The following is a 21359-nucleotide window of genomic DNA, read 5'->3' as shown; positions in this document are numbered from 1 at the left end:
CTATACCGCGGTGGTACCGGTGGTCGAAAAGCTGTGCCAGCCCCCGCCGCTCTCGCGAAGCGAACCGTCGACGCTCACGCCCGAACCGGCGGCAACCTCACCGATCACGATCCAACCCGACGGAATCTCGACCTCAGGCCCGAAAGTTGCTGCAAATCCGTGATCTTCACCACCGGAGAGGATCCAGTCCAGCGGATCGACGTCGAGCGCCTCGGCCGCCGATGCGACATCCGGTGAGGTCGGAACCGCAGCCGAGAAGATGTCGAACCGCACGTGCGAGGCCTCTGCGAGATGTCGAAGGTCCGCGATCAATCCGTCGGACACGTCCGTCATGGAATGTGCTGATTCTGCGGCGTCCCATGCCGATTGATACGGCGGATTCGGAACGCGATGGGAGGCAAGCAAATCTGGAAAGTTTGCGGGCTTGTCGAGCAGTACGGCTTCGTCGAGCAGTAGTGCCAACCCTGCTGCCGAGCAACCGAACAACCCGGCGACCGCGATCTTGTCACCGATCTTTGCTCCCGAACGCAGAACTGCCGCACGGCCACCGAGATCGCCGAGCACGGTCACCGACACCACGATCACCGGTGACTGGACCAGGTCACCGCCGACCACACCGGCGCCCAGATCGGTTGCCGCGTCCCAGATTCCCGCGGAGATTGCGTCGACCACGTCGACGGGTGTCGAAGGCGGGCACCCCAGAGACACCGTGAAGGCCGTCGGCCGCGCTCCCATCGAGACCACATCAGCAGCGTTCTGTGCCACTGCCTTCCGGCCGATGTCGCGTGGTGAAGACCAATCCATTCGGAAATGTCGACCTTCGACCAACATGTCGGACGAGACAACCACACGGCCGTCTCCGGAAGTCACGATGGCGGCATCGTCACCCGGCCCCAATTCAGTGGTGACCGGTTGGATTCGGCCGAGAAGAGATCGCGCGATCACGTCGAACTCCCCCACCTGCTCGACAGTGGGCTCCGACCCGAACTCCGATGACGCAGTGAACTCTGATGATGCAGTGAACTCCGATGATGCGATGAGTCTCTCCAATGCCGACGCAATTCGCTCGTAAGCGGCCTGCGGTACCTTCTAGCTGTGGTCGTGAATGCTTCTGCAAGCTCACGCGTGTGTCGGCAATCCTACCGATTCACCGACATGCTCTCAGAAGTGACAAGACCGCTGATCGACTGGACCAGGACCCGAGCGAAGAACTGAGCATGGCAGAAAACACCTCCACCGCAGACAACGCCGACATCGACCCCGACGGCGACGACGATCCGTCAGAGCGCCGCAGTCCGGCGCTGATCGCCACCGCCATCGCACTCCCGGTAGCCCTGATCGTCGGAGTAGTGATCGCGGCCGTCGTCGCGGGAAACAACGCTGAACTCTCGCCGGTTGCATTGGGACCCGTGCCGGCACCGGCAGCGGAGTCGCCGGCCTGCGTTTCCCTTCTCGGCGCGCTCCCCGACAAGATCGACGACTTCACGAAAGCCGAATTGGTAGAACCTGCTCCGGCCGGTGCGGCAGCGTGGCAGCGCAGCGAAGGAGAGCCGATCGTCTTGCGCTGCGGACTCGACCGTCCGTCCGAGTTCGACCAGGCTGCAGCACTACAGGTTGTGAACGGTGTCCAGTGGTTCCAGGTCTCGGGAACCGACATCGGTTTGGCGGCGAGCACTTGGTTTGCCGTAGACCGCGGTGAATACATCGGTATCACGATCCCCGACGGGACCGGTCCGACGCCGATTCAGGAAATCTCCGACACCATCACGGCGACTCTCGAACAGAAGCCTCTCGACCCGGCGCCGGTCGCGGTTCCCTGATCAGCGAAGGCCGGTGCCGCGAGCGACGGCGGTGTCGACCAGAGTCGAAATCAAAGTGCGGTAATCGATTCCGGTGGCGTTCCACATCTTCGGGTACATCGAGATGGAAGTGAACCCGGGCATCGTGTTGATCTCGTTGATCACCGGGCCGTCAGCCGTGACGAAGAAATCGACCCGCGAGAGTCCCTGGCAATCGAGTGCCTTGAACGCGCGGACAGCAAGCTCTCGAATCTGGTCGCTCACCGACTCGTCGAGTTTCGCGGGGATGTCGAATTCACAGACGTCGTCGAGGTACTTGGTGTCGAAGTCGTAGAATGCGTCCGAATCGGCGTCGGAATCCGGCATCCGGATCTCGGCGACCACACTCGCCTTGACGTCGCCGTTCGGGAATTCGAGGACGCCGCATTCCACCTCGCGGCCGATGATCGCGCCTTCGACGATCACCTTGGGATCGTGCAGGCGTGCATGAGCGATCGCCCCGTCCAGACCGTCCCAATTGCTCACCCGAGTGATGCCGATGGACGAGCCTCCACGAGCGGGCTTGACGAAAACCGGAAGGCCCAATTCCGCCTTCTGCTCTTCGGTCAGCGTTGCGGTTCCCGGTCGAAGCACGACCTGCACTCCGACGGGAAGTCCTTCAGCAGCAAGAAGCTTCTTCGTGAACTCTTTGTCCATGCCGGCGGCGCTGGCCAGAACTCCGGGTCCGACGTACGGAACCCCGGCAAGTTCGAGCAGACCCTGGATCGTGCCGTCTTCGCCGTAAGCCCCATGAAGAACGGGGAACACGACGTCGACCGACGCGAGCACAGCACCGGCGTCGGAGCCGTCGAAGGAGATGACCTCGCCCTCGCGGGTGGGGTCCGCGCTGAGGACCACCGACGTTCCGTCTTTGTCGACCGACGGCAGCGCGCGCCCGCTGATCGCGAGGGAACTGGGGTCGCTCGAACCGAGCACCCAGGAACCGTCGACGGTGATGCCGATCGGTACGACGTCGTACCGATCGGGGTCGAGGTTGCTCAGGACGCTTCCGGCGGAAACACAGGACACTGAATGCTCATTGCTCCGGCCACCGAAGATCACGGCCACGCGGGTACGACTGCTGTTCACGCGTCAAACCGTACCGCCGAATCGACTGCGGCACGCGATCGGGCCGGACCGATTTCGTCGACCCGGCCCGTTTACGCGTCGAGTGCGCGCTCGATGTCGGCCAGGAGATCGGCGGTGTCCTCGATGCCACAAGCGATTCGGACAAACCCCGCACTGACCGGATCGCCCCAACGCGCACGGCGATCCGCCGTCGTGTGGATCCCGCCGAAGCTGGTAGCAGCCGTGACGAGAGCGCTCGCTTCGACGAACGAGTGGAAGGCCTGAGCCGAATCCAACTCGACGCTCACCAATCCGCCGAATCGATTCATCTGACCGGATGCCGTTGCATAGGACGGGTCACCGCGAAGGCCGGGGTAACGAACGGACCGGACTGCTTTGTGATTTACCAACATCTCGGCAAGCGCCAGCGCGTTGTCGCACTGACGCCCGAATCGCAGGCCTGCCGTGCCGAGGCTCCGGTGCGCAAGCCACGTCTCGAAGGGGCCGAGCACCGTTCCCGAGAGAAGTCGCTCACGCTCGATTCGCCGACTCACTGCCGCATCGGAGGTGGCGACGTAACCCATCAGGAGGTCACTGTGCCCGCTGAGAGCCTTGGTACCGCTGGCCACCACGACGTCGGCACCCAATTCGAGCGGGCGCTGACCCAGCGGTGTCGCGGTCGTGTTGTCGACGATCAGCAGCGCACCCGAACGGTGGCACACGTCGGCGAGCACGCGAAGGTCGACCACGTCCAGCACCGGGTTGGACGGCGTCTCGGCGACGACGACCACGCGGCCCGGTGACGCGTCGAGCAGATCTACGAAGCTCGCGTCGCCCATCTGCAGAGTCGAAACCTCGCGAACGGTGATTCCCAACGGCGCGAGGCGCTCGTTCGCGTACAACCGCACTTGGTAGTACCCGTCCGAGGGCACGACGACGGTATCCCCCGCGACGAGGACGCTGCGCAAGGTAGCGGTGATCGCGGACATCCCCGATCCCATGACGAGGGCGTGGTCCGCTCTCTCGAGCGCCGCGAGCGCGGATTCGAGTCCGCGCCAACCCGGGTTCGATGCACGTGCATAGGTATCGGACTCGGAACCTTCGTCCGCCGAAAGTTGGTACGGCGCAGCGAATATCGGGCCCAGTTGCATGGGCTGACCCGCGGCGTGTTCGCGCGCGACGGCGCTCACGCTGCGCGTCGAATCCCCGTAATCCTCGAAGCGACCCACACCGATTTCACTCATTCCGGCTTCGTCCGGCGTCCGAGCAACTGACCGATCGCATCGCTGACGGCCATGCCTTCGTGGCACACCCGGTGGACCGCGTCGGTCAACGGCATCTCCACGTCGTATCCGGCAGCGAGTGCGCGTACCGACGTGCACGACTTCACGCCCTCGGCGACCTGACCGTTGGTTGCCGTCTGTGCCGACTCCATCGACCCGCCTCGTCCGAGCCGCTCTCCGAACGTCCGGTTTCGCGACAACTCGGACGTGCAGGTCGCTACCAGGTCACCGACGCCCGCCAAGCCTGCAAGAGTCGACGCCTTGGCGCCGAGCGCAACGCCGAGACGAATCGTCTCGGCGAGCCCACGGGTGATGATGCTGGCAACCGTGTTGTCGCCGAATCCACTGCCGGCGGCCATGCCGCAGGCCAGCGCGATCACGTTCTTACACGCACCACCGATCTCGCATCCGATGACGTCGGAGTTGGTGTACGGCCTGAAATAGCCGGTAGCACAAGCATCCTGGAGAGCGAGGGCACGCGAGGAATCCGAACAGGCGATCACCGTCGCCGCGGGCTGCCCGCCGGCGATCTCGTGTGCAAGGTTCGGGCCCGAGAGCACCGCGACGCGCCCCGGTTCCACGCCGGTCACCGACACGATGACCTGGCTCATGCGCATGAGCGTCCCGGTCTCGATTCCCTTGGCCAGACTCAGCAGAGTCGCATCGGGTCCGATCGAGCCTTTCCACTGCTCCAGGTTTGCTCGTAGCGACTGCGAGGGAACCGCCAGCACGATGAAGTCAGCACCTGCCATCGCCTCCTCGTGGTGGTGGGTCGCGCGAATCGACGAAGGCAAAGCAATGCCTGGCAGATAGTCGCTGTTCTCGTGCGTGGTGTCGATGCGCTTCGCGACCTCTTCACGCCTGGCCCACATCGTCACGTCGGTTCCGGCCTCGGCCATCACCTTCGCCAACGCCGTTCCCCACGAACCTGCGCCCAATACAGCTGCCTTACTCACACGCTCACCCCGTCTACCCGGCGAAGCGGGTCGCCGCCAGAAAAATCGTCTGCACAGAGTATCGCCTGTGGTGCACTGCGGTGGGCAGCCGCGGACACCGAGCGTGATGACTGGCAAGATCGAGGGATGGACAGCGCGGAACCCCCGTACCCACACGCCGTGGAGACACCGCATGCGCGCACGGAGATCGAACGCCCCATGCATGCGATAGTGGCCGTCAAGTCCTTGAGATCGGCCAAGTCCCGCCTCGCGGGCGAACTCGACTCGGACGCGCGTGCAGACCTCGTGTTGGCCATGCTTCACGACACCCTCGCCACAGTTGCAGCCGTCTCGGCCATCGACAGCGTCACAGTGGTCACCCCGGACCCCACCGTTGCCGCCCTTGCATATTCCGTAGGCGTGACGGTCTACGCCGATCCAGCTCCCGACGCCGCCCGAACCAACGGCGCAACACCGCGCACGGAGGAAACCCTCAACGCGGCGTTGAGTGCAGCGGCCGCCGATATCCGAGCCAAGCGCGGAGTGGTCGACCTCGTTGTGCTGCAAGCGGACTTGCCCGCGATGCAACCGAGCGAACTGACGGAGGCCGTGGCCGCGGCCCGAAGCGGCGGACGTTCAGTCGTCGTCGATCACCACGGCACCGGCACTTCCGCATTGTTTGCGTGCGGCGAAAGCGCACTCGACCCTCGGTTCGGGCCGGAATCCGCACTTGGACATGCCAATTCAGGTGCTCGTCCACTCAATGGCCAATGGCCGGGACTGCGCACCGACGTCGACACCCATGCCGATCTCGGCACTGTGAGAGCACTGGGAGTAGGCCCCGCGACATCGGCTTCGTTGACCAGACTCAAGGCCACGCCGTCGAACAGTCGATGAATTTTCTTTCATCGATTGTCGGACCGCGCGATTGTGGGGGATGATCGACGAGTGAGCAATGGCGAAGCACTCGAAAACCGTATTTCCGAAGACCAGTCGGACGGAGACCACAGCTCCGGCCGCCACGAGAACGGCGCGGCCACCTCGCCGCGATCTCAGGCCGTCGCGGTCGCCACCAACATCCCGGGCGCTCCCCCTGCAGCTACCAAGGCAGAGCTACCCGAATTGCTCGTCGGACTTCCCGAGGATCGTTACCTCAACCGCGAACTCAGCTGGCTCGATTTCAATGCCCGTGTTCTCGCATTGGCCGCCGACGAGTCACTGCCGTTGCTCGAACGCGCAAAGTTCCTCGCCATCTTCGCTTCCAATCTCGACGAATTTTTCATGGTCCGGGTCGCCGGACTCAAGCGCCGCGACGAGACGGGACTGTCGGTCAGGTCCGCCGACGGCCTCTCCCCACGCGAACAATTGGCGCTCATCGCGCGTCGCACCCAGGAACTCGCCGACAAGCACGCGCACGTGTTTCTCGACTCGGTCCGCCCTGCCCTGGCGGCAGAAGGCATTTCAATCGTTCGATGGGCCGACCTCAGCGCCGACGATCACGGCCGACTCTCGGCGCATTTCCACGAGCAGGTCTTCCCGGTACTGACGCCGTTGGCAGTCGATCACGCTCACCCGTTCCCCTACATCAGCGGACTGAGCCTCAACCTCGCCGTGACAGTGAAGGACTCCGTCACCCGCGGCGAACACTTCGCTCGCGTCAAGGTTCCCGACAACGTCGGCCGGTTCGTGCGAGTCAAGAGCACGACATCTTCGTCCACCATCGATTCTTTCCTCCCGATGGAAGAACTGATTTCGGCTCATCTGGACGTGCTGTTCCCTGGAATGGAAATCGTCGAACATCACGCTTTCCGAATCACACGCAACGCCGATTTCGAGGTCGAAGAAGATCGGGACGAGGATCTGCTGCAGGCACTCGAACGTGAATTGGCGCGTCGTCGTTTCGGTTCACCCGTCCGCCTCGAAGTTGCCGACGACATGACCGAGCACATGCTCGAACTGCTTCTGCGTGAACTCGACGTCGATCCGGCCGACGTGATCGAGGTTTCCGGTCTCCTCGACTTGTCCTGCCTCTGGCAGGTTTACGCCGTCGACCGCCCGGCTCTCAAAGACGCTCCGTTCGTCCCGGCGACGCATCCGGCGTTCGGTGAACGCGAGACTCCGAAGAGCGTGTTCTCGACCCTGCGCGAAGGCGACGTGCTCGTCCACCACCCATACGACTCGTTTTCCACAAGCGTTCAACGCTTCATCGAACAGGCCGCCGCCGACCCCCAGGTGCTCGCGATCAAGCAGACCCTGTACCGCACTTCCGGCGACTCCCCCATCGTCAACGCACTGATCGACGCCGCCGAAGCCGGCAAGCAGGTTGTCGCGCTGGTGGAGATCAAGGCCCGCTTCGACGAGCAGGCCAACATCAAGTGGGCACGCAAACTCGAGCAGGCCGGCGTTCACGTCGTCTACGGTCTCGTCGGTCTCAAGACTCACTGCAAGACGTGCCTCGTCGTCAGGCGAGAGGGCTCGACCATTCGTCGTTACTGCCACATCGGCACGGGCAACTACAACCCGAAGACCGCGCGCATGTACGAGGACGTCGGATTGCTCACCGCAGCACCGGAGATCGGTGCAGACCTCACCGACCTCTTCAACTCGCTGACCGGATACTCCCGAAAGACGAGCTACCGCAACCTTCTCGTAGCGCCGTACGGGGTTCGCCGCGGGATCATCGAGCGGATCGACAACGAGATCGCTCACAAGCTCGCAGGCCGCGATGCCGGTATCCGCTTGAAGGCCAACGCATTGGTCGACGAGCAGGTCATCGACGCATTGTACCGCGCATCCAAGGCCGGTATCCCCGTCGAGATAGTGGTCCGCGGAATCTGCGCGCTCAAGCCGGGCGTTCCCGGCCTCAGCGAAAACATCGAAGTACGTTCCATTCTCGGACGCTTCCTCGAACACTCGCGAATGTTCCATTTCCGCTCGGCCGACGAATTCTGGATCGGCAGCGCAGACATGATGCACCGCAACCTCGATCGCCGCGTCGAGGTCATGGTGCAGGTCAAGGACCCGAAACTGTCGAAGCAACTCGGTGACATCTTCGACTCCGCGCTCGATCCCCGAACTCGCTGCTGGGTACTGCATCCGGACGGGAGTTGGGTCGCTGCCCCCGAACGCGGTGAGGACGTACGTGAGCATCAACAGTCGTTGATGCGCAGCCGCACCGCCAGCGGGTCTTGACGGGCTCGGATCACACAATGAGCGACAAGCCGGTCAAAGCCAACATCTTTGCCGCAGGCGCGGTTCTGTGGCGGAAGGCTCCTCAGGATCCTTCCGCCATCGAGATCGCCGTCGTACATCGACCGAAGTACGACGACTGGTCATTCCCCAAAGGAAAGCTCGATCCCGGCGAGACCTTCTTGACCGCAGCAGTTCGCGAGGTCCGCGAAGAGACCTCGATCACTGGACGTTTCGGAAGGCACCTCGGTGGCGTGACGTACCCGATCCCGGGACATCGCAAACTCAAACGGGTCGAATACTGGTCGGCCGAAGCAGTGGACGGAGATTTCGGGCCGAATAGCGAAGTGGATGTTCTCTATTGGCTTCCGGTCACCGAGGTAGCCGATCATCTTTCCTACCCGATGGATCGAATGATTCTTCGCCGCTTCGTTTCCCTTCGGCCTGACACGAAAACGGTATTACTCGTCCGCCACGCAAAAGCTGGAAGCCGTAAGCGATACAAGGGCGACGACAATGTGCGTCCACTCGACGCCAAGGGCAAAGAGCAATCCGCCGCCTTGGTCGAACAGCTGAAAATCTTCGGAGCCGATTCGGTTTTCGCGGCTGACCGTACGCGCTGCATCGACACTGTGATGCCATTGGCGGAGGCATTGGGTGTAGAGATTTCGACGGAACCTCTTCTGACCGAAGAAGGTTACGAGGCCGATCCCGACGCCGCCAGGGCGCGTGCGCTGCAGATCGCCGCGCTGGAGGGCACTCCCGTAATCTGCAGCCAAGGAGGCGTCATCCCCGATTTGATGCGCTGGTGGGCTGATACGGCCGGTGTAACACTGCCCTCGGCGCGCAACCGTAAGGCGAGCACTTGGGTGCTCTCGTTCCTCGACGGCCGTCTGGTAGCCGCGGATCACCTCGACAGCCCGCTCCCCAAAGTCGCCAACTCCTGAGGGATTTGGACCAACCGACACCCAGCTCGATTCGGTAGTTTTGCAAAGCACTGAAACACAGGAGAATTCACACTTCTCCCAGACAGCAAAAAAGAGGTGCAGCCGCGGATCTGATCCGCGGCTGCACCTCTTTGTCTTACGGCATCGGGTTTTTCACCCGAACGCGACTACTTTGCGCGCTTGGCCGGAGCCTTCTTGGCCGGAGCCTTCTTGGCTGCGGTCTTGGCGGGGGCCTTCTTGGCCGGAGCCTTCTTGGCCGGAGCCTTGGCTGCGGTCTTGGCCGGAGCCTTCTTGGCGGGAGCCTTGGTGGCAACCGTCTTCTTGGCTGCGGTCTTGGCCGGAGCCTTCTTGGCGGGAGCCTTCGCGGCAACCGTCTTCTTGGCTGCGGTCTTGGCCGGAGCCTTCTTGGCGGGAGCCTTCGCGGCAACCGTCTTCTTGGCTGCGGTCTTGGCCGGAGCCTTCTTGGCCGGAGCCTTCTTGGCTGCGGTCTTCTTGGCAGCAGCCTTCTTGGCTGCAGCCTTGGTGGCCGGTGCTGCTACGCCACGCTTGACTGCCGGGCCGGTGGCCGGAAGCTTCTGTCCACCAGCGATAACAGCCTTGAACTGCGCACCCGGACGGAAAGCCGGAACCGACGTCGGCTTGACCTTGACGGTCTCGCCCGTACGCGGGTTGCGTGCAACACGTGCTGCACGACGACGCTGCTCGAAGACTCCGAAGCCGGTGATGGTCACGCTCTCGCCACGGTGGACGGCGCGGACGATGGTGTCCACGACGTGCTCCACTGCGTCGGTCGCTGTGCGCCTGTCCGAACCCAGCTTTTCAGTCAGAACATCGATGAGCTCTGCCTTGTTCATTGAAATTCCTCCGCTAATTGTGGTCCACCGTCGGACCGACTGAGAACCACGGTAAACCTGATAACGGCAAGAGTCTATGTGCCACGCCAATTCTCATTCAACGTGACTGCGAAATGGTGACCTATTTCTCTTCCCGCGCGGAGTTGCGGATTTCGGTTCAGCCCTGCGAAATTCGGGCTGGAAGGGTAGTCGGTTTCCATGAAGGCCTTGACTTTTCGAACTCGGAAATCGCGTCTACCTGCCGCAATGTCAGTCCGATGTCGTCGAGACCCTCCAGCAGACGCCACCGTGTGTAGTCGTCAATATTGAACGGCACCACCGTAGTTCCGGCGCTGACGGTCCGATTCTCGAGATCTACTGTCAATTCCAGTCCGGGCTGCTCTTCGAGCAACTTCCAGAGCAATTCGACGTCGCTCTGCTCGACCTGTGCCGCTACGAGACCGGCTTTTCCGGCGTTTCCGCGGAAGATGTCGGCGAACCGGGATGCGATGACGACCCGAAATCCGAAGTCGGAGAGAGCCCACACGGCATGCTCACGCGAAGAGCCCGTGCCGAAATCGGGACCGGCCACGAGGACACTTCCCTTGTCGTACGGAGCCAGATTGAGAATGAAGTTGGGGTCGGTACGCCAGCCTGCAAACAGTCCGTCCTCGAATCCGGTGCGCGTCACCCGTTTCAGGTACACGGCAGGGATGATCTGGTCGGTATCGACATTCGAGCGTCGCAGCGGGACGCCGATACCCTTGTGCGTGGTAAAGGATTCCATCGAAATTCTCCTCGAGATGGTAAGTGGGTCAGACCAGATCGGCCGGTGCCGAGAGCGTTCCGCGGACCGCCGTGGCAGCCGCGACGAGCGGGGAAACCAGATGGGTCCGGCCACCTTTACCCTGTCGGCCTTCGAAATTCCGGTTGGACGTCGATGCCGAACGCTCGCCGGGAGCAAGCTGGTCAGGGTTCATTCCCAAGCACATCGAGCAACCGGCCTGGCGCCATTCAGCCCCTGCCGCTGTGAAGATTTCACCGAGACCTTCGCTTTCGGCTTGAGCCCGCACCCGCATCGAGCCGGGAACGATGAGCATCCGAACGCCCTCTGCCACATGGCGACCCTCGAGCACCTCCGCCACTGCGCGCAGGTCTTCGATGCGTCCGTTGGTGCACGAACCGACGAACACGGTGTCGACAGAAACATCCCGAAGCGGCATACCGGCGTCGAGACCCATGTAGGTGAGCGCCTTCTCGGCTGCCTGACGCTCGCTCTCGTCGACGATCAGTTCGGGATCAGGCACACGGTCGCCGAGCGGCGCACCCTGTCCCGGATTGGTTCCCCACGTGACGAAAGGCGTCAATGCGCTTGCGTCGATGTGAACCTCGTTGTCGAATTCCGCGCCCTCGTCGGTCTTGAGCAACTCCCACGCGGCGACGGCTTCGTCCCACTCTGCGCCGGACGGTGCATGCGGACGGCCCTTGATGAACTCGTAAGTGGTCTCGTCCGGTGCGATCATGCCCGCGCGGGCTCCGGCCTCGATCGACATGTTGCAGATGGTCATACGAGCTTCCATCGACAGTTTGCGAATGGCCTCGCCGCGGTACTCCAGTACGTAGCCCTGGCCGCCGCCGGTGCCGATCTTGGCGATGACTGCGAGGATCAAGTCCTTGCTCGTGACGCCGGGAGGCAGCTCGCCGTCGACCGTGATCGCCATGGTCTTGAAGGGGCGCAACGACAATGTCTGCGTTGCCATCACATGCTCGACCTCGCTGGTGCCGATTCCCATTGCGAGCGCACCGAATGCGCCGTGCGTCGACGTATGACTGTCGCCGCACACCACGGTGGTTCCGGGCTGCGTCAGGCCGAGCTGCGGTCCGACCACATGCACGATGCCCTGATCGAGATCGCCCATGCGGTGCAAGCGAACTCCGAACTCCTCGCAATTTCGGCGCAAGGTGTCGACCTGAGTCTTGGACACGGGATCTGCGATCGGCTTGTCGATGTCGATCGTCGGAACGTTGTGGTCTTCGGTGGCGATCGTCAGATCGGGACGGCGCAACTGGCGTCCCGCCAGGCGAAGTCCGTCGAATGCCTGGGGGCTCGTCACTTCGTGAACGAGGTGGAGATCGATGTAGATGAGGTCGGGATCCTGCCCCTCCCCTTTCACGACAACGTGGTCGTCCCACACCTTCTCGGCGAGAGTGCGTGCTTTCTGTGCCATGTCTTCCACCTCTGTACGTAGCCTCGCGTCGGCGGACTACGGGCTGGCCCGCCGCGCGTGAAGTAGGTCCCCAGCCTTCACAGCAGATGCAGACTGTCCCGAGGAAATGCGCTATCCCTCCAGGAAATGCGGTAGCATCCCACTATGCGAGAAACTGGTATCGACCTATGAGACAGCATAGCGGCATCGGCGTCCTGGACAAAGCAATGGGCGTGCTTCATGCAGTAGCTGAGGAACCGTGCAGCCTCACCGAACTCTGTGCACGAACCGGTTTGCCGCGCGCGACCGCCCATAGACTCGCCGTCGGTCTCGAAGTCCATCGACTCCTCACTCGCGACTCGGACGGTCAGTGGTGCCCAGGGCCCGGACTCGCCGAACTCGCTGCCACCGCTAATGATCCACTCATTGCTGCGGCCGGACTCATCCTCCCCCGCCTTCGCGAAATCACCGGCGAAAGCGTCCAGCTGTACCGTCGCGAAGGCACACAACGCATCTGCGTCGCGTCGATGGAACCACCGACCGGCCTGCGTGACACGGTGCTCGTCGGAGCCCGACTGCCGATGAACGCCGGATCCGGCGCCAAGGTCCTTCTCGCATGGGCAGATCCACAAACCCAACGGACCGTCCTCGCCGATGCGTCGTTCGGCGAACGAGTGCTCCTCGAGGTTCGCCGGCGCGGCTGGGCACAGAGCGCGGCCGAACGTGAGCCCGGTGTCGCCAGCGTCGCGGCTCCCGTCCGAGACTCGGCAGGCGCTGTCATTGCCGCGATTTCGGTCTCCGGCCCCATCGATCGGATGGGTAGACGACCGGGAGCCCGCTGGGCGGCGGACCTTCTCGCAGCTGCCGAAGCGCTCCACAAGCGTCTGTAATTCGTGACACAGTAAGGCCTTCAGATCCTCGAGCACGTAGGAGTACGACGCGACCATGGCAGGAAAGCAGCGTAGTCAGATCACGATGACCGAGGCCGAAATCTCGAGCTTCGTCGAAAAGAGCCGTACGGCAACGATGGCGACGTTGAGCGCCGACGGAATGCCTCACCTGATCGCGATGTGGTTCGCGATAGTCGACGGCGAAATCTGGTTCGAGACCAAAGCCAAGTCGCAGAAGGCCGTCAATCTTCGCCGGGACGCCCGAATGTCCGTCCTGATCGAAGACGGTCAGACGTACGACACGCTCCGAGGAGTCTCGATGGAGGGTACCGGGGTCATCGTCGAAGATCCGGAAGCCCTCTTCGCTGTGGGAATCAGCGTCTGGGAGCGGTACACGGGCCCGTACACCGACGATCTCCGCCCGGCCGTCGACGCGATGCTCCACAAGCGCGTCGCGGTACGGTTCGTTCCCGATCGAACTCGTTCGTGGGATCACCGCAAGCTCGGGATGCCTGCGATGCCTCTTTCCGGCTCTACCGCACCGCCGCCGCAGCCCTGAGATTCGTGAGCGGAAAAATCACGAGCAATCGAATTCGGGCCGGCGTAGTTTCACCAACAGGCCCAACAACAAGGAGTGAGCATATGAGCGATCTCGACAGCAACACCCCGTCCGAACCCGAATCCCAATCGGAGGAAACCAAACGAAAGTTCCGTGAGGCCCTCGAACGGAAGAATCATCAGAACGCCAAATCGACCGACCATCGCGACGGACAGTCCAAGGTCCACAACACGCATGGCCCGGCCGATCACAAGCGAGAGTTCCGCCGTAAGAGCGGATAACCGATCGCGGACAACAGAGTGAGATGACGATCACCCCCAGTCGAATTCGACTGGGGGTGATCGTTTTTCGCATCGCCGGATACATTTCCCGCACATACGAAAAGACCCCCCGATCAATGATCGGAGGGTCTTTCCTTTGTAGCCCCGACGGGATTCGAACCCGCGCTACCGCCTTGAGAGGGCGGCGTCCTAGGCCGCTAGACGACGGGGCCAGGACACGCTTTTAAACGTGGTATTTCAGTCTTGCTCTTGGATGCTCAGCAAGCTTAGCTTGTCTGAGTCCGGCCACAAAATCGACCGGATTTCCGCTGGGGTACCAGGACTCGAACCTAGAATGGCGGTACCAGAAACCGCTGTGTTGCCAATTACACCATACCCCAAGGTCTTGCTCACCAGCCTTGCTCGATCCGCTTCGCTGTTGTGCTCGGCGGCTCGTCTCCGGCCGAAAAGAAGATTACCAGTACCCCTGCCCCAAATACCAAATCGTATGGTCACAGGAGGTTTTTGCTTCATTTTCGGCCGGAAGACCGTCCGATCTAGGCGGTTACCGCTGCCCTACCGGCGCGCAACCGAGCGAGCGAGACCTCACGACCGAGCAATTCCATCGACTCGTACAGCGGAGGGCTGATGTGAGAGCCCGTGATCGCGACCCGAACCGGAGCGAAGGCCTTACGCGGTTTGAGCTCCAGATCCTCGATGAGGGCCTTCTTGAGTGCTTCCTCGATACTGGCCGCCGACCACTCTGAGATGGCATCGAGCGCCGCAAGAGACGCGTCCAGAACCGGACCGGCATCTTCCTTCAAGTTCTTTGCCGCCGCGGCCGGATCGAGAGCAAACGACGCCTCGTCGACGAACAGGAATTTCAGCAGATCCCACGCGTCGGACAGGACGACGATGCGCGTCTGCACGAGGTCCGCCGCAACAGTGAACGTGGCTTCGTCGACGTCGGCGCCGATGTGTCCGTGCTCCACCAGGAACGACTTCAGACGACCGGCGAAGTCGGCCGGCTCGAGCAGACGAATGTGCTCGGCATTGATCGCGTCGGCCTTCTTCTGGTCGAAGCGGGCAGGATTGGAGTTGACCTTGGAGACGTCGAAGGCCGCAACCATCTCGTCGAGCGAGAAGACATCGTGATCGTCGGCGATGCTCCACCCGAGCAGAGCCAGGTAGTTCAGCAATCCCTCGGGAATGAAGCCCCGATCGCGGTGGATGAAGAGGTTGGACTCGGGATCGCGCTTGGAAAGCTTCTTGTTGCCCTGACCCATCACGAAAGGCAAGTGCCCGAACGACGGTGTGAAATCGGCGACACCGATACGAATCAATGCCTCGTACAACGCGAGCTGACGCGGAGTCGAGGACAGAAGATCTTCGCCGCGCAGTACATGGGTGATCTTCATCAACGCGTCGTCGACCGGGTTGACCAAGGTGTACAGCGGAATGCCGTTGCCGCGAGTCAGCGCGAAGTCCGGAACGGTGCCTGCCTTGAACGTGGTCTCGCCCCGCACCAGGTCGTTCCAGGTCAGATCATGATCGGGCATCCGGAGGCGGACGACGGGCTTGCGCCCCTCGGCGATATAGGCAGCGCGCTGCTCGTCGCTGAGCTCGCGATCGAAGTTGTCGTATCCGAGCTTCGGATCGCGTCCGGCCGCCTTGTGTCGCGCTTCGACCTCCTCGTTGGTCGAGTAGGACTCGTAGGCCTCGCCCGCGGCCAGCAACTTGGCAACAACGTCGAGATGCAGGTCGCGACGCTCGGACTGGCGATACGGTGCGTGCGGCCCACCGACCTCCGGGCCTTCGTCCCAATTGAGCCCCAACCAGCGGAGGGCGTCGAGGATGGCCTGGTAGGACTCTTCACTGTCGCGCTGCGCATCGGTGTCTTCGATACGGAACACGAATGTGCCGCCGTGGTGTCGTGCGAATGCCCAGTTGAACAAGGCGGTGCGCACCAAACCCACGTGCGGGGTTCCGGTGGGTGACGGACAGAAACGGACGCGTACTTCGCTGTTGGTCATGGCTCACTTGGCTCGGCGATGATGGATGGTCGTACTACAGGTTAGTCCGGCAGCGCTTCCTCCATCCGGCCGATCACTTACCCGGCAGGACGTTGATGCGTGTCATGTCGCCGTCGTAGTAGGCCAGCAGTCGCTTGTCCATGACCTTTCGCCACAGCGGCGGCACCCACGCGCAGACGATCATGACTGCGTAACCCGCTGGAAGTTGCGGCGCTTCGGCCGCACTTCGCAGGCTCTGGTACCGCAGACGCGGATTCGCGTGATGGTCGCTGTGACGCTGAAGTTGATAGAGGAACAGATTGCTGACGACGTGGTCGCTGTTCCAGCTGTCCTCGGGCGAGCACCGGACGTACGAGCCGTCAGGCCGCTTCGCACGTAGCAAGCCGTAATGCTCGAGATAGTTGGCGGTCTCGAGGAACGTGAAGCCTGCAATTGCCTGAACGGCGAGCCACGGCGCAATTTCCCAGCCGAACGCGGCGATCAGACTGCCGAACAGAACCACACTCATCGCCCACGCGTTCAGGATGTTGTTGCGGTAACTCCACGTCCGTCTCCGCTGACGCCTCAGACGAGCGCTTTCGATCCGCCATCCCGAGCGCAGGCCGCCGATGACGCTGCGAGGCAAGAAGAACCAGAAGTTTTCCTTGTACCGTGAGCTGGCCGGATCCTCCGGCGTCGCGACGCGGACGTGGTGACCATGGTTGTGTTCGACGTAGAAATGGCCGTAGAAGGACTGCGCGAGCGCTACTTTCGCGAGCCACTTCTCGAGCTTCTCACTCTTGTGCCCCAATTCATGCGCCGCGTTGATCCCCACACCGGCAACCACGCCGGCAGTCATCGCGAGCGCGAACTTCTCCCCCGCCGCCATCGGCGCGTTCACCCAGCACCACGCGACGAACACCAGCCCGACGTATTGGAGGGGCAGGAACAAGTACGTGCACCAGCGGTAGAAACGATCCTCTTGCAATTCAGGGATCGCTTCGTCCGGTGGGCTGTTGCCGTCCTCGCCCGCCAGGAGATCGATCAGGGGAATGACGATGACGATCAGCCACGCCCCGATGGCCCAGAAGAGCCCGAGACTGAATTTGTCGACCAGGAACCACGCAGCGAACGGGCTGAGAGGAACCAGCAAACCCAGTGGCCACAGGTAGCGCTTCTTGTCTCGCCACACCGGCCGCTGCCCGTTCCGCGCTTGCCCTGCCGCTGTCCGGGAGGCTTCCGCGAAGGTCGTCATGTATCACCACGTTTCTGCGCAATCCACTCGATTGCCCCATCGGCTTCTATCCAGTTATCGGTCACCCTACTGCTCAGCGTTACATTTCAGGGAATTTGGTCTGTTACGGGCCGCGACAGCAAACCGTATGGCGAACTCTCCCAACCTGGCCAAATCCGACATAACGCCAGGAGGATCAGAGGCGAAGCTTCGCCTGGGTCATGAAACCCGCAGGTCAGTCCCGGAGCCTGATTTCTTCGAGTCGGTTGGCAATCCCGATCAATCCACTGGCGATAGTTACCATCTTGCAACTTTTCTGCGACAGACACCTCTCGACCTCACACCACGACGGAGGCCCCATCCGGTTGGATGGGGCCTCCGTAGTCGCGTGACTGAACGAACCGGGTCAGATCAGCTCTTGGCGGTCACCGGGTTCGTGAGCGTGCCGATCCCCGAGACCGTGACCGACACGGAATCGCCGTCGACGATCGGGCCTACTCCGGCGGGGGTGCCGGTGAGGATGACGTCGCCAGGCAAGAGAGTCATCACCGCCGAGATCCACTCGATGATCTTCGGAATGTCGTGGAGGAGAAAAGCCGTGCTGCTGTCCTGCTTGACCTGGCCGTTCACCTCGGTCTTGATATCGACGTCGGACGCATCCAGACTGGTTTCGATCCAGGGGCCGAGTGGGCAGAAAGTGTCGTGGCCCTTCGCGCGCGTCCACTGCCCGTCGTGACGCTGATGATCTCGCGCCGACACGTCGTTGGCGATCGTGTAACCGAGGACCACGCTCAACGCCTTCGCCGCCGGAACGTCCTTGCACGGTTGACCGATGACGACCGCGAGTTCACCCTCGAAGTGCACCTCGTTCGAGGTGGGAGGCAAGACGATCGGGGCACCCGGGCCAACTATGGACGTGTTTGGCTTGAGGAAGATCACGGGGTCCGCGGGAGCCTCTCCGCCCATCTCCGCGATGTGATCTGCATAATTCTTGCCGATGCAGATCACCTTGCTGGCGAGAATCGGAGCCAGCAGACGAACATCGGCGAGCGGCCAACTTCGGCCGGTAAATGTGGGGTTCCCGAACGGGTGCTCCGCAATTTCCTTGGCGACGAGGGCATCCTCTTCACCTTCGATACTGACGAACGCAACACCATCGGGACTGGCAATTCGACCAAGACGCATGCCGGCCAGTCTATCGGGGTGCCGGAAACGACTGACGCGCGCAAGCCGAAAGGCTCACGCGCGTCAGTCTCGTGAAAGAATTCCTTACAGCGCTGCAGTGATCCGGTCGCCGATCTCCGTTGTGGAGATGGGACCTTCGCCGCGGGTAGCCAGGTCGGCAGCGACCACAGCCTCGACCCGAGCGGCGTCGTCCTCGCGTCCGAGATGGCGAAGAAGCAGTGCGGCCGAGAGGATCGCGGCAGTGGGGTCGGCGATCCCCTTGCCTGCGATGTCCGGAGCACTGCCGTGAACGGGCTCGAACATCGACGGATTGGTACCCGACGCGTCGATGTTTCCGCTTGCGGCCAAACCGATGCCACCGGTTACGGCGCCGGCGAGGTCGGTGATGATGTCACCGAAGAGGTTGTCCGTGACGATCACGTCGAAGCGCGACGGGTCGGTGACCATGTAGATCGTGGCCGCGTCGATGTGGCAGTACGCGGTTTCGACGTCCGGGAACTCGGCACCGACGGTCTCGATTGCACGCGTCCAGATTGCGCCCGCGTTGGAGAGCACGTTGGTCTTGTGAATCAAGGTGAGGTGCTTGGACCGGGTCTGCGCCAAGGCAAATGCGTAACGCACCACGCGCTCGGCACCGAACCAGGTATTGATCGACACCTCGGTTGCGATCTCGTGATCGGTGCCGACGCGGATCGCTCCACCGTTTCCGGTGTACGGACCCTCGGTGCCTTCACGAACCACGACGAAGTCGATCTCCGGCTGGGCCGCCAACGGCGACAGCGCACCCGGATACAGCTGTGCGGGACGAAGATTCACGTGATGATCGAGCTGGAAGCGCATGTTCAGCAGCAGACCACGCTCGAGGATGCCGGGTGCGACGATCCGCGGATCACCGATGGCGCCCAACAGAATTGCGTCGTGCTGACGAATCTGGTCCAGCTCGTCCGCCGGGAGCAACTCGCCGGTGGCGTTGTAGCGACGGGCACCGAGATCGTATTCGGTGGTTTCCAGATCCGGAACCAACTTGCCGAGCACCTTGAGCGCCTCGGCAGTGACCTCGACGCCGATTCCGTCACCCGGAATGACCGCAAGCTTCATGGAGTCCTCATCTCAGTAGAACTGTGCGCCTTTATCAACCGCGGGCGGTTGATAAAGGCGCACAGCAAAAACAATCAGGAAAGGTCGACCTGGGCGACGCGAGCGTCGAGCTGCGAGACGATTGCCTCGACCTCGGCGTCACCGACGACGCGATCGACGCGCAAGATGACAGTTGCGCCTTCGCCTTCGGCATCCTGGCTCAGTGCTGCTGCGAGGATGTCGACGCCCGCGTTTCCGAGGACGGTGCCGAGGACACCGAGAACGCCCGGGCGATCGCTGTAGTGAACGACGATGTTGTGGCCCTCGGCGCGCAGGTCGAAGCTGCGTCCGTTGATGTTGACGATCTTCTCGACCTGCTGCAGACCGGTGAGTGCGCCCGTGACCGACGTGACCGTGCCGTCGGCGGCAACTGCACGCACCTCGACCGCGCTGCGGTGAGCAAGAGCCTCGGAGTGCTTCTCGACCGACACGGTCACGCCGCGCTGCTCGGCCAGTGCCGGAGCGTTGACGAACGTGACAGCCTCATCGCTGCTGGCGGAGAACACGCCGCGCAGTGCAGCCAGGCCGAGGATGTCGACGGTTTCGGCAGACAGCTCGCCGGTGGCGACAACCTGCACGGTCTGCACAGCTTCGGGCGACAACGTCGCAGCGAGGAGACCGAGCTTGCGGACGAGCTCGAGCCACGGAGCAACTTCTTCGCCCACGGGGCCGCCGGAGACGTTGACAGCCTCGGGAACGAATTCGCCTGCCAGAGCGAGGAGAACACTCTTGGCCACGTCGATACCTGCGCGGTCCTGAGCCTCGGACGTCGATGCTCCGAGGTGCGGGGTGACAACGACGTTGTCGAGCTCGAAAAGCTTGGAATCGGTGCACGGCTCGGTGCTGAACACGTCGAGACCGGCGCCTCGGACCTTGCCGGAGACGAGTGCGTCGTAGAGCGCATCTTCGTCGATCAGACCACCGCGAGCGGCGTTGACGATGATGACGCCGTCCTTGGCCTTGGCGAGGCGCTCGGCGTTGATCAGGCCGGCCGTTTCCTTGGTCTTGGGCAGGTGCACGGAGATGAAGTCGGCGCGCTCGACGAGCTCGTCGATGGTGACCAGTTCGATGCCGAGCTGCGCTGCGCGCGCTGCGGGCAGGTAGGGGTCGTACGCGATGATCGTGGTCTCGAACGCAGCGAGACGCTGCGCGAAGAGCTGGCCGATGCGGCCGAGTCCGACGACACCGACGGTCTTGCCGAGGATCTCGACACCGTTGAACTTGCTTCGCTTCCAGGTGTTCTCACGCAGGGTCTTGTCTGCTGCGGGAATCTGGCGAGCGGTCGACATGAGGAGCGCGACAGCGTGCTCGGCAGCGGAGTGAATGTTGGAGGTCGGTGCGTTGACGACCATCACGCCGCGCTCGGTGGCCGCGGGGATCTCGACGTTGTCCAGGCCGACACCGGCGCGGCCGATGATCTTCAGCTTGGTGCCGGCAGCCAGAACCTCGGCGTCGACGGTAGTGGCGGAACGGACGAGAATCGCGTCGGCCTCGGGTACCGCGGCGAGCAGCGCCGGGCGGTCGGGTCCGTCGACCCAACGCACCTCCACACCGTCACCGAGCGCCTCGACTGTGGACGGCGCGAGCTTGTCGGCGATCAGAACAACGGGACGGCCAGGCTGGCTCACGTGCAAACTCCCTGATTAGGTGGGTGTGAAGGTGGTTTAACCACCGATAGTTTAGTGCGCGCTCACTTGGAATCCACAACGCGGTAGGCAATACCACATAGTGGACACTTTCGCGGGCAAATTCTCGACGGAATATGAATCCGGACTCAGACGA

Annotated in this window: 19 protein-coding genes and 2 tRNA genes; 7 read left to right on the top strand and 14 right to left on the bottom strand. The window is 62.6% G+C overall.

Features of this window, described 5'->3' with window-relative positions; all coding sequences use genetic code 11:
* Nucleotides 1–1050: a thiamine-phosphate kinase gene (locus tag ACBG85_RS11715; protein ID WP_211920394.1), complete on the bottom strand. Its 1050-nt coding sequence runs from the start codon at nucleotides 1048–1050 to the stop codon at nucleotides 1–3.
* 77 nt (nucleotides 1051–1127) lie between these two features.
* Between ACBG85_RS11715 and ACBG85_RS11710 the strand changes: the two genes are divergently transcribed.
* Nucleotides 1128–1820 carry a DUF3515 domain-containing protein gene (locus ACBG85_RS11710; protein WP_007729332.1) on the top strand — a complete coding sequence of 231 codons (693 nt, stop codon included), beginning with the start codon at nucleotides 1128–1130 and terminating at the stop codon, nucleotides 1818–1820.
* Here ACBG85_RS11710 and ACBG85_RS11705 read toward each other — a convergent pair whose 3' ends face one another.
* From ACBG85_RS11705 to ACBG85_RS11695, 3 genes are all read right to left on the bottom strand, one after another.
* Nucleotides 1821–2927, bottom strand: a complete 1107-nt coding sequence (locus ACBG85_RS11705) for a D-alanine--D-alanine ligase family protein (RefSeq protein ID WP_042450837.1) — start codon at nucleotides 2925–2927, stop codon at nucleotides 1821–1823. It lies immediately after the preceding gene.
* Nucleotides 2928–2998: 71 nt separating this feature from the next.
* On the bottom strand, nucleotides 2999–4150 hold the full coding sequence (locus tag ACBG85_RS11700; RefSeq protein WP_003942728.1) for a cystathionine gamma-lyase: 1152 nt from the start codon (nucleotides 4148–4150) through the stop codon (nucleotides 2999–3001).
* On the bottom strand, nucleotides 4147–5145 hold the full coding sequence (locus ACBG85_RS11695; RefSeq protein ID WP_218695159.1) for an NAD(P)H-dependent glycerol-3-phosphate dehydrogenase: 999 nt from the start codon (nucleotides 5143–5145) through the stop codon (nucleotides 4147–4149). Before ACBG85_RS11695 ends, ACBG85_RS11700 begins: the two co-directional genes overlap by 4 nt.
* Nucleotides 5146–5271: 126 nt before the next feature.
* Here ACBG85_RS11695 and cofC point away from each other — a divergent pair, with 126 nt between their 5' ends.
* The 3 genes from cofC to ACBG85_RS11680 are packed head-to-tail and all read left to right on the top strand — an operon-like array spanning nucleotide 5272 to nucleotide 9260.
* Nucleotides 5272–6021, top strand: a complete 750-nt coding sequence (gene cofC / locus ACBG85_RS11690; RefSeq protein WP_007729336.1) for a 2-phospho-L-lactate guanylyltransferase — start codon at nucleotides 5272–5274, stop codon at nucleotides 6019–6021.
* Nucleotides 6022–6072: 51 nt separating this feature from the next.
* Nucleotides 6073–8316, top strand: coding sequence for an RNA degradosome polyphosphate kinase (locus ACBG85_RS11685; RefSeq protein ID WP_003942685.1), 2244 nt, complete (start codon nucleotides 6073–6075; stop codon nucleotides 8314–8316).
* A gap of 17 nt (nucleotides 8317–8333) precedes the next feature.
* Nucleotides 8334–9260, top strand: a complete 927-nt coding sequence (locus ACBG85_RS11680) for a bifunctional NUDIX hydrolase/histidine phosphatase family protein (protein ID WP_007729338.1) — start codon at nucleotides 8334–8336, stop codon at nucleotides 9258–9260.
* Between the two features lie 167 nt (nucleotides 9261–9427).
* Here ACBG85_RS11680 and ACBG85_RS11675 read toward each other — a convergent pair whose 3' ends face one another.
* The 3 genes from ACBG85_RS11675 to leuC all read right to left on the bottom strand — a co-directional run bounded on the left by ACBG85_RS11675 (nucleotide 9428) and on the right by leuC (nucleotide 12330).
* Nucleotides 9428–10114 carry an HU family DNA-binding protein gene (locus ACBG85_RS11675; protein WP_149357716.1) on the bottom strand — a complete coding sequence of 229 codons (687 nt, stop codon included), beginning with the start codon at nucleotides 10112–10114 and terminating at the stop codon, nucleotides 9428–9430.
* Nucleotides 10115–10271: 157 nt separating this feature from the next.
* Nucleotides 10272–10880 carry a 3-isopropylmalate dehydratase small subunit gene (leuD, locus tag ACBG85_RS11670; RefSeq protein ID WP_003944724.1) on the bottom strand — a complete coding sequence of 203 codons (609 nt, stop codon included), beginning with the start codon at nucleotides 10878–10880 and terminating at the stop codon, nucleotides 10272–10274.
* Between the two features lie 28 nt (nucleotides 10881–10908).
* Nucleotides 10909–12330 carry a 3-isopropylmalate dehydratase large subunit gene (leuC, locus tag ACBG85_RS11665; RefSeq protein WP_003944727.1) on the bottom strand — a complete coding sequence of 474 codons (1422 nt, stop codon included), beginning with the start codon at nucleotides 12328–12330 and terminating at the stop codon, nucleotides 10909–10911.
* 158 nt (nucleotides 12331–12488) lie between these two features.
* Between leuC and ACBG85_RS11660 the strand changes: the two genes are divergently transcribed.
* From ACBG85_RS11660 to ACBG85_RS11650, 3 genes are all read left to right on the top strand, one after another.
* Nucleotides 12489–13190, top strand: a complete 702-nt coding sequence (locus ACBG85_RS11660) for an IclR family transcriptional regulator (RefSeq protein WP_007729342.1) — start codon at nucleotides 12489–12491, stop codon at nucleotides 13188–13190.
* A 55-nt stretch (nucleotides 13191–13245) separates the two neighbouring features.
* A complete protein-coding gene (locus ACBG85_RS11655; protein ID WP_003944740.1) occupies nucleotides 13246–13749 on the top strand; it encodes a pyridoxamine 5'-phosphate oxidase family protein in 504 nt (167 codons plus the stop codon).
* A gap of 83 nt (nucleotides 13750–13832) precedes the next feature.
* On the top strand, nucleotides 13833–14030 hold the full coding sequence (locus tag ACBG85_RS11650; RefSeq protein WP_007729345.1) for a DUF5302 domain-containing protein: 198 nt from the start codon (nucleotides 13833–13835) through the stop codon (nucleotides 14028–14030).
* Between the two features lie 139 nt (nucleotides 14031–14169).
* Here the strand turns inward: ACBG85_RS11650 and ACBG85_RS11645 are convergent.
* From ACBG85_RS11645 to serA, 7 genes are all read right to left on the bottom strand, one after another.
* Nucleotides 14170–14242 (bottom strand) — tRNA-Glu (locus ACBG85_RS11645).
* A 96-nt stretch (nucleotides 14243–14338) separates the two neighbouring features.
* Nucleotides 14339–14410 (bottom strand) — tRNA-Gln (locus tag ACBG85_RS11640).
* A 156-nt stretch (nucleotides 14411–14566) separates the two neighbouring features.
* Nucleotides 14567–16042: a glutamate--tRNA ligase gene (gene gltX, locus ACBG85_RS11635; protein ID WP_003944712.1), complete on the bottom strand. Its 1476-nt coding sequence runs from the start codon at nucleotides 16040–16042 to the stop codon at nucleotides 14567–14569.
* Between the two features lie 73 nt (nucleotides 16043–16115).
* Nucleotides 16116–17276: an alkane 1-monooxygenase gene (locus ACBG85_RS11630; protein WP_050656958.1), complete on the bottom strand. Its 1161-nt coding sequence runs from the start codon at nucleotides 17274–17276 to the stop codon at nucleotides 16116–16118.
* A 390-nt stretch (nucleotides 17277–17666) separates the two neighbouring features.
* Nucleotides 17667–18440 (bottom strand): fumarylacetoacetate hydrolase family protein, encoded by a 774-nt coding sequence (locus ACBG85_RS11625; RefSeq protein ID WP_003944722.1) that lies wholly within the window; start codon nucleotides 18438–18440, stop codon nucleotides 17667–17669.
* Between the two features lie 84 nt (nucleotides 18441–18524).
* Entirely contained in the window at nucleotides 18525–19538 is a 1014-nt protein-coding gene (locus ACBG85_RS11620) for a 3-isopropylmalate dehydrogenase (RefSeq protein WP_003944691.1), read from the bottom strand.
* Nucleotides 19539–19612: 74 nt separating this feature from the next.
* Complete coding sequence (gene serA / locus ACBG85_RS11615) at nucleotides 19613–21205, bottom strand: phosphoglycerate dehydrogenase (protein WP_003944758.1); 1593 nt, start codon at nucleotides 21203–21205, stop codon at nucleotides 19613–19615.
* Nucleotides 21206–21359 lie beyond the last annotated feature (154 nt).

Origin of the sequence: Rhodococcus sp. NyZ502, from assembly GCF_041464245.1 — a bacterium.
Classification (GTDB): domain Bacteria; phylum Actinomycetota; class Actinomycetes; order Mycobacteriales; family Mycobacteriaceae; genus Rhodococcus_F; species Rhodococcus_F qingshengii.
The sequence above is the reverse complement of the archived record's forward strand: the minus strand, read 5'-3'. Positions and strand labels throughout refer to the sequence as shown.

Coding starts and splice junctions, on each gene's coding strand:
- ACBG85_RS11625 (WP_003944722.1), bottom strand. CDS start 18,440: ATGCGTCTTGGTCGAATTGCCAGTCCCGATGGTGTTGCGTTCGTCAGT.
- gltX (WP_003944712.1), bottom strand. CDS start 16,042: ATGACCAACAGCGAAGTACGCGTCCGTTTCTGTCCGTCACCCACCGGA.
- ACBG85_RS11620 (WP_003944691.1), bottom strand. CDS start 19,538: ATGAAGCTTGCGGTCATTCCGGGTGACGGAATCGGCGTCGAGGTCACT.
- ACBG85_RS11700 (WP_003942728.1), bottom strand. CDS start 4,150: ATGAGTGAAATCGGTGTGGGTCGCTTCGAGGATTACGGGGATTCGACG.
- cofC (WP_007729336.1), top strand. CDS start 5,272: ATGGACAGCGCGGAACCCCCGTACCCACACGCCGTGGAGACACCGCAT.
- ACBG85_RS11655 (WP_003944740.1), top strand. CDS start 13,246: ATGGCAGGAAAGCAGCGTAGTCAGATCACGATGACCGAGGCCGAAATC.
- ACBG85_RS11680 (WP_007729338.1), top strand. CDS start 8,334: ATGAGCGACAAGCCGGTCAAAGCCAACATCTTTGCCGCAGGCGCGGTT.
- ACBG85_RS11660 (WP_007729342.1), top strand. CDS start 12,489: ATGAGACAGCATAGCGGCATCGGCGTCCTGGACAAAGCAATGGGCGTG.
- ACBG85_RS11630 (WP_050656958.1), bottom strand. CDS start 17,276: ATGACGACCTTCGCGGAAGCCTCCCGGACAGCGGCAGGGCAAGCGCGG.
- ACBG85_RS11650 (WP_007729345.1), top strand. CDS start 13,833: ATGAGCGATCTCGACAGCAACACCCCGTCCGAACCCGAATCCCAATCG.
- leuD (WP_003944724.1), bottom strand. CDS start 10,880: ATGGAATCCTTTACCACGCACAAGGGTATCGGCGTCCCGCTGCGACGC.
- ACBG85_RS11675 (WP_149357716.1), bottom strand. CDS start 10,114: ATGAACAAGGCAGAGCTCATCGATGTTCTGACTGAAAAGCTGGGTTCG.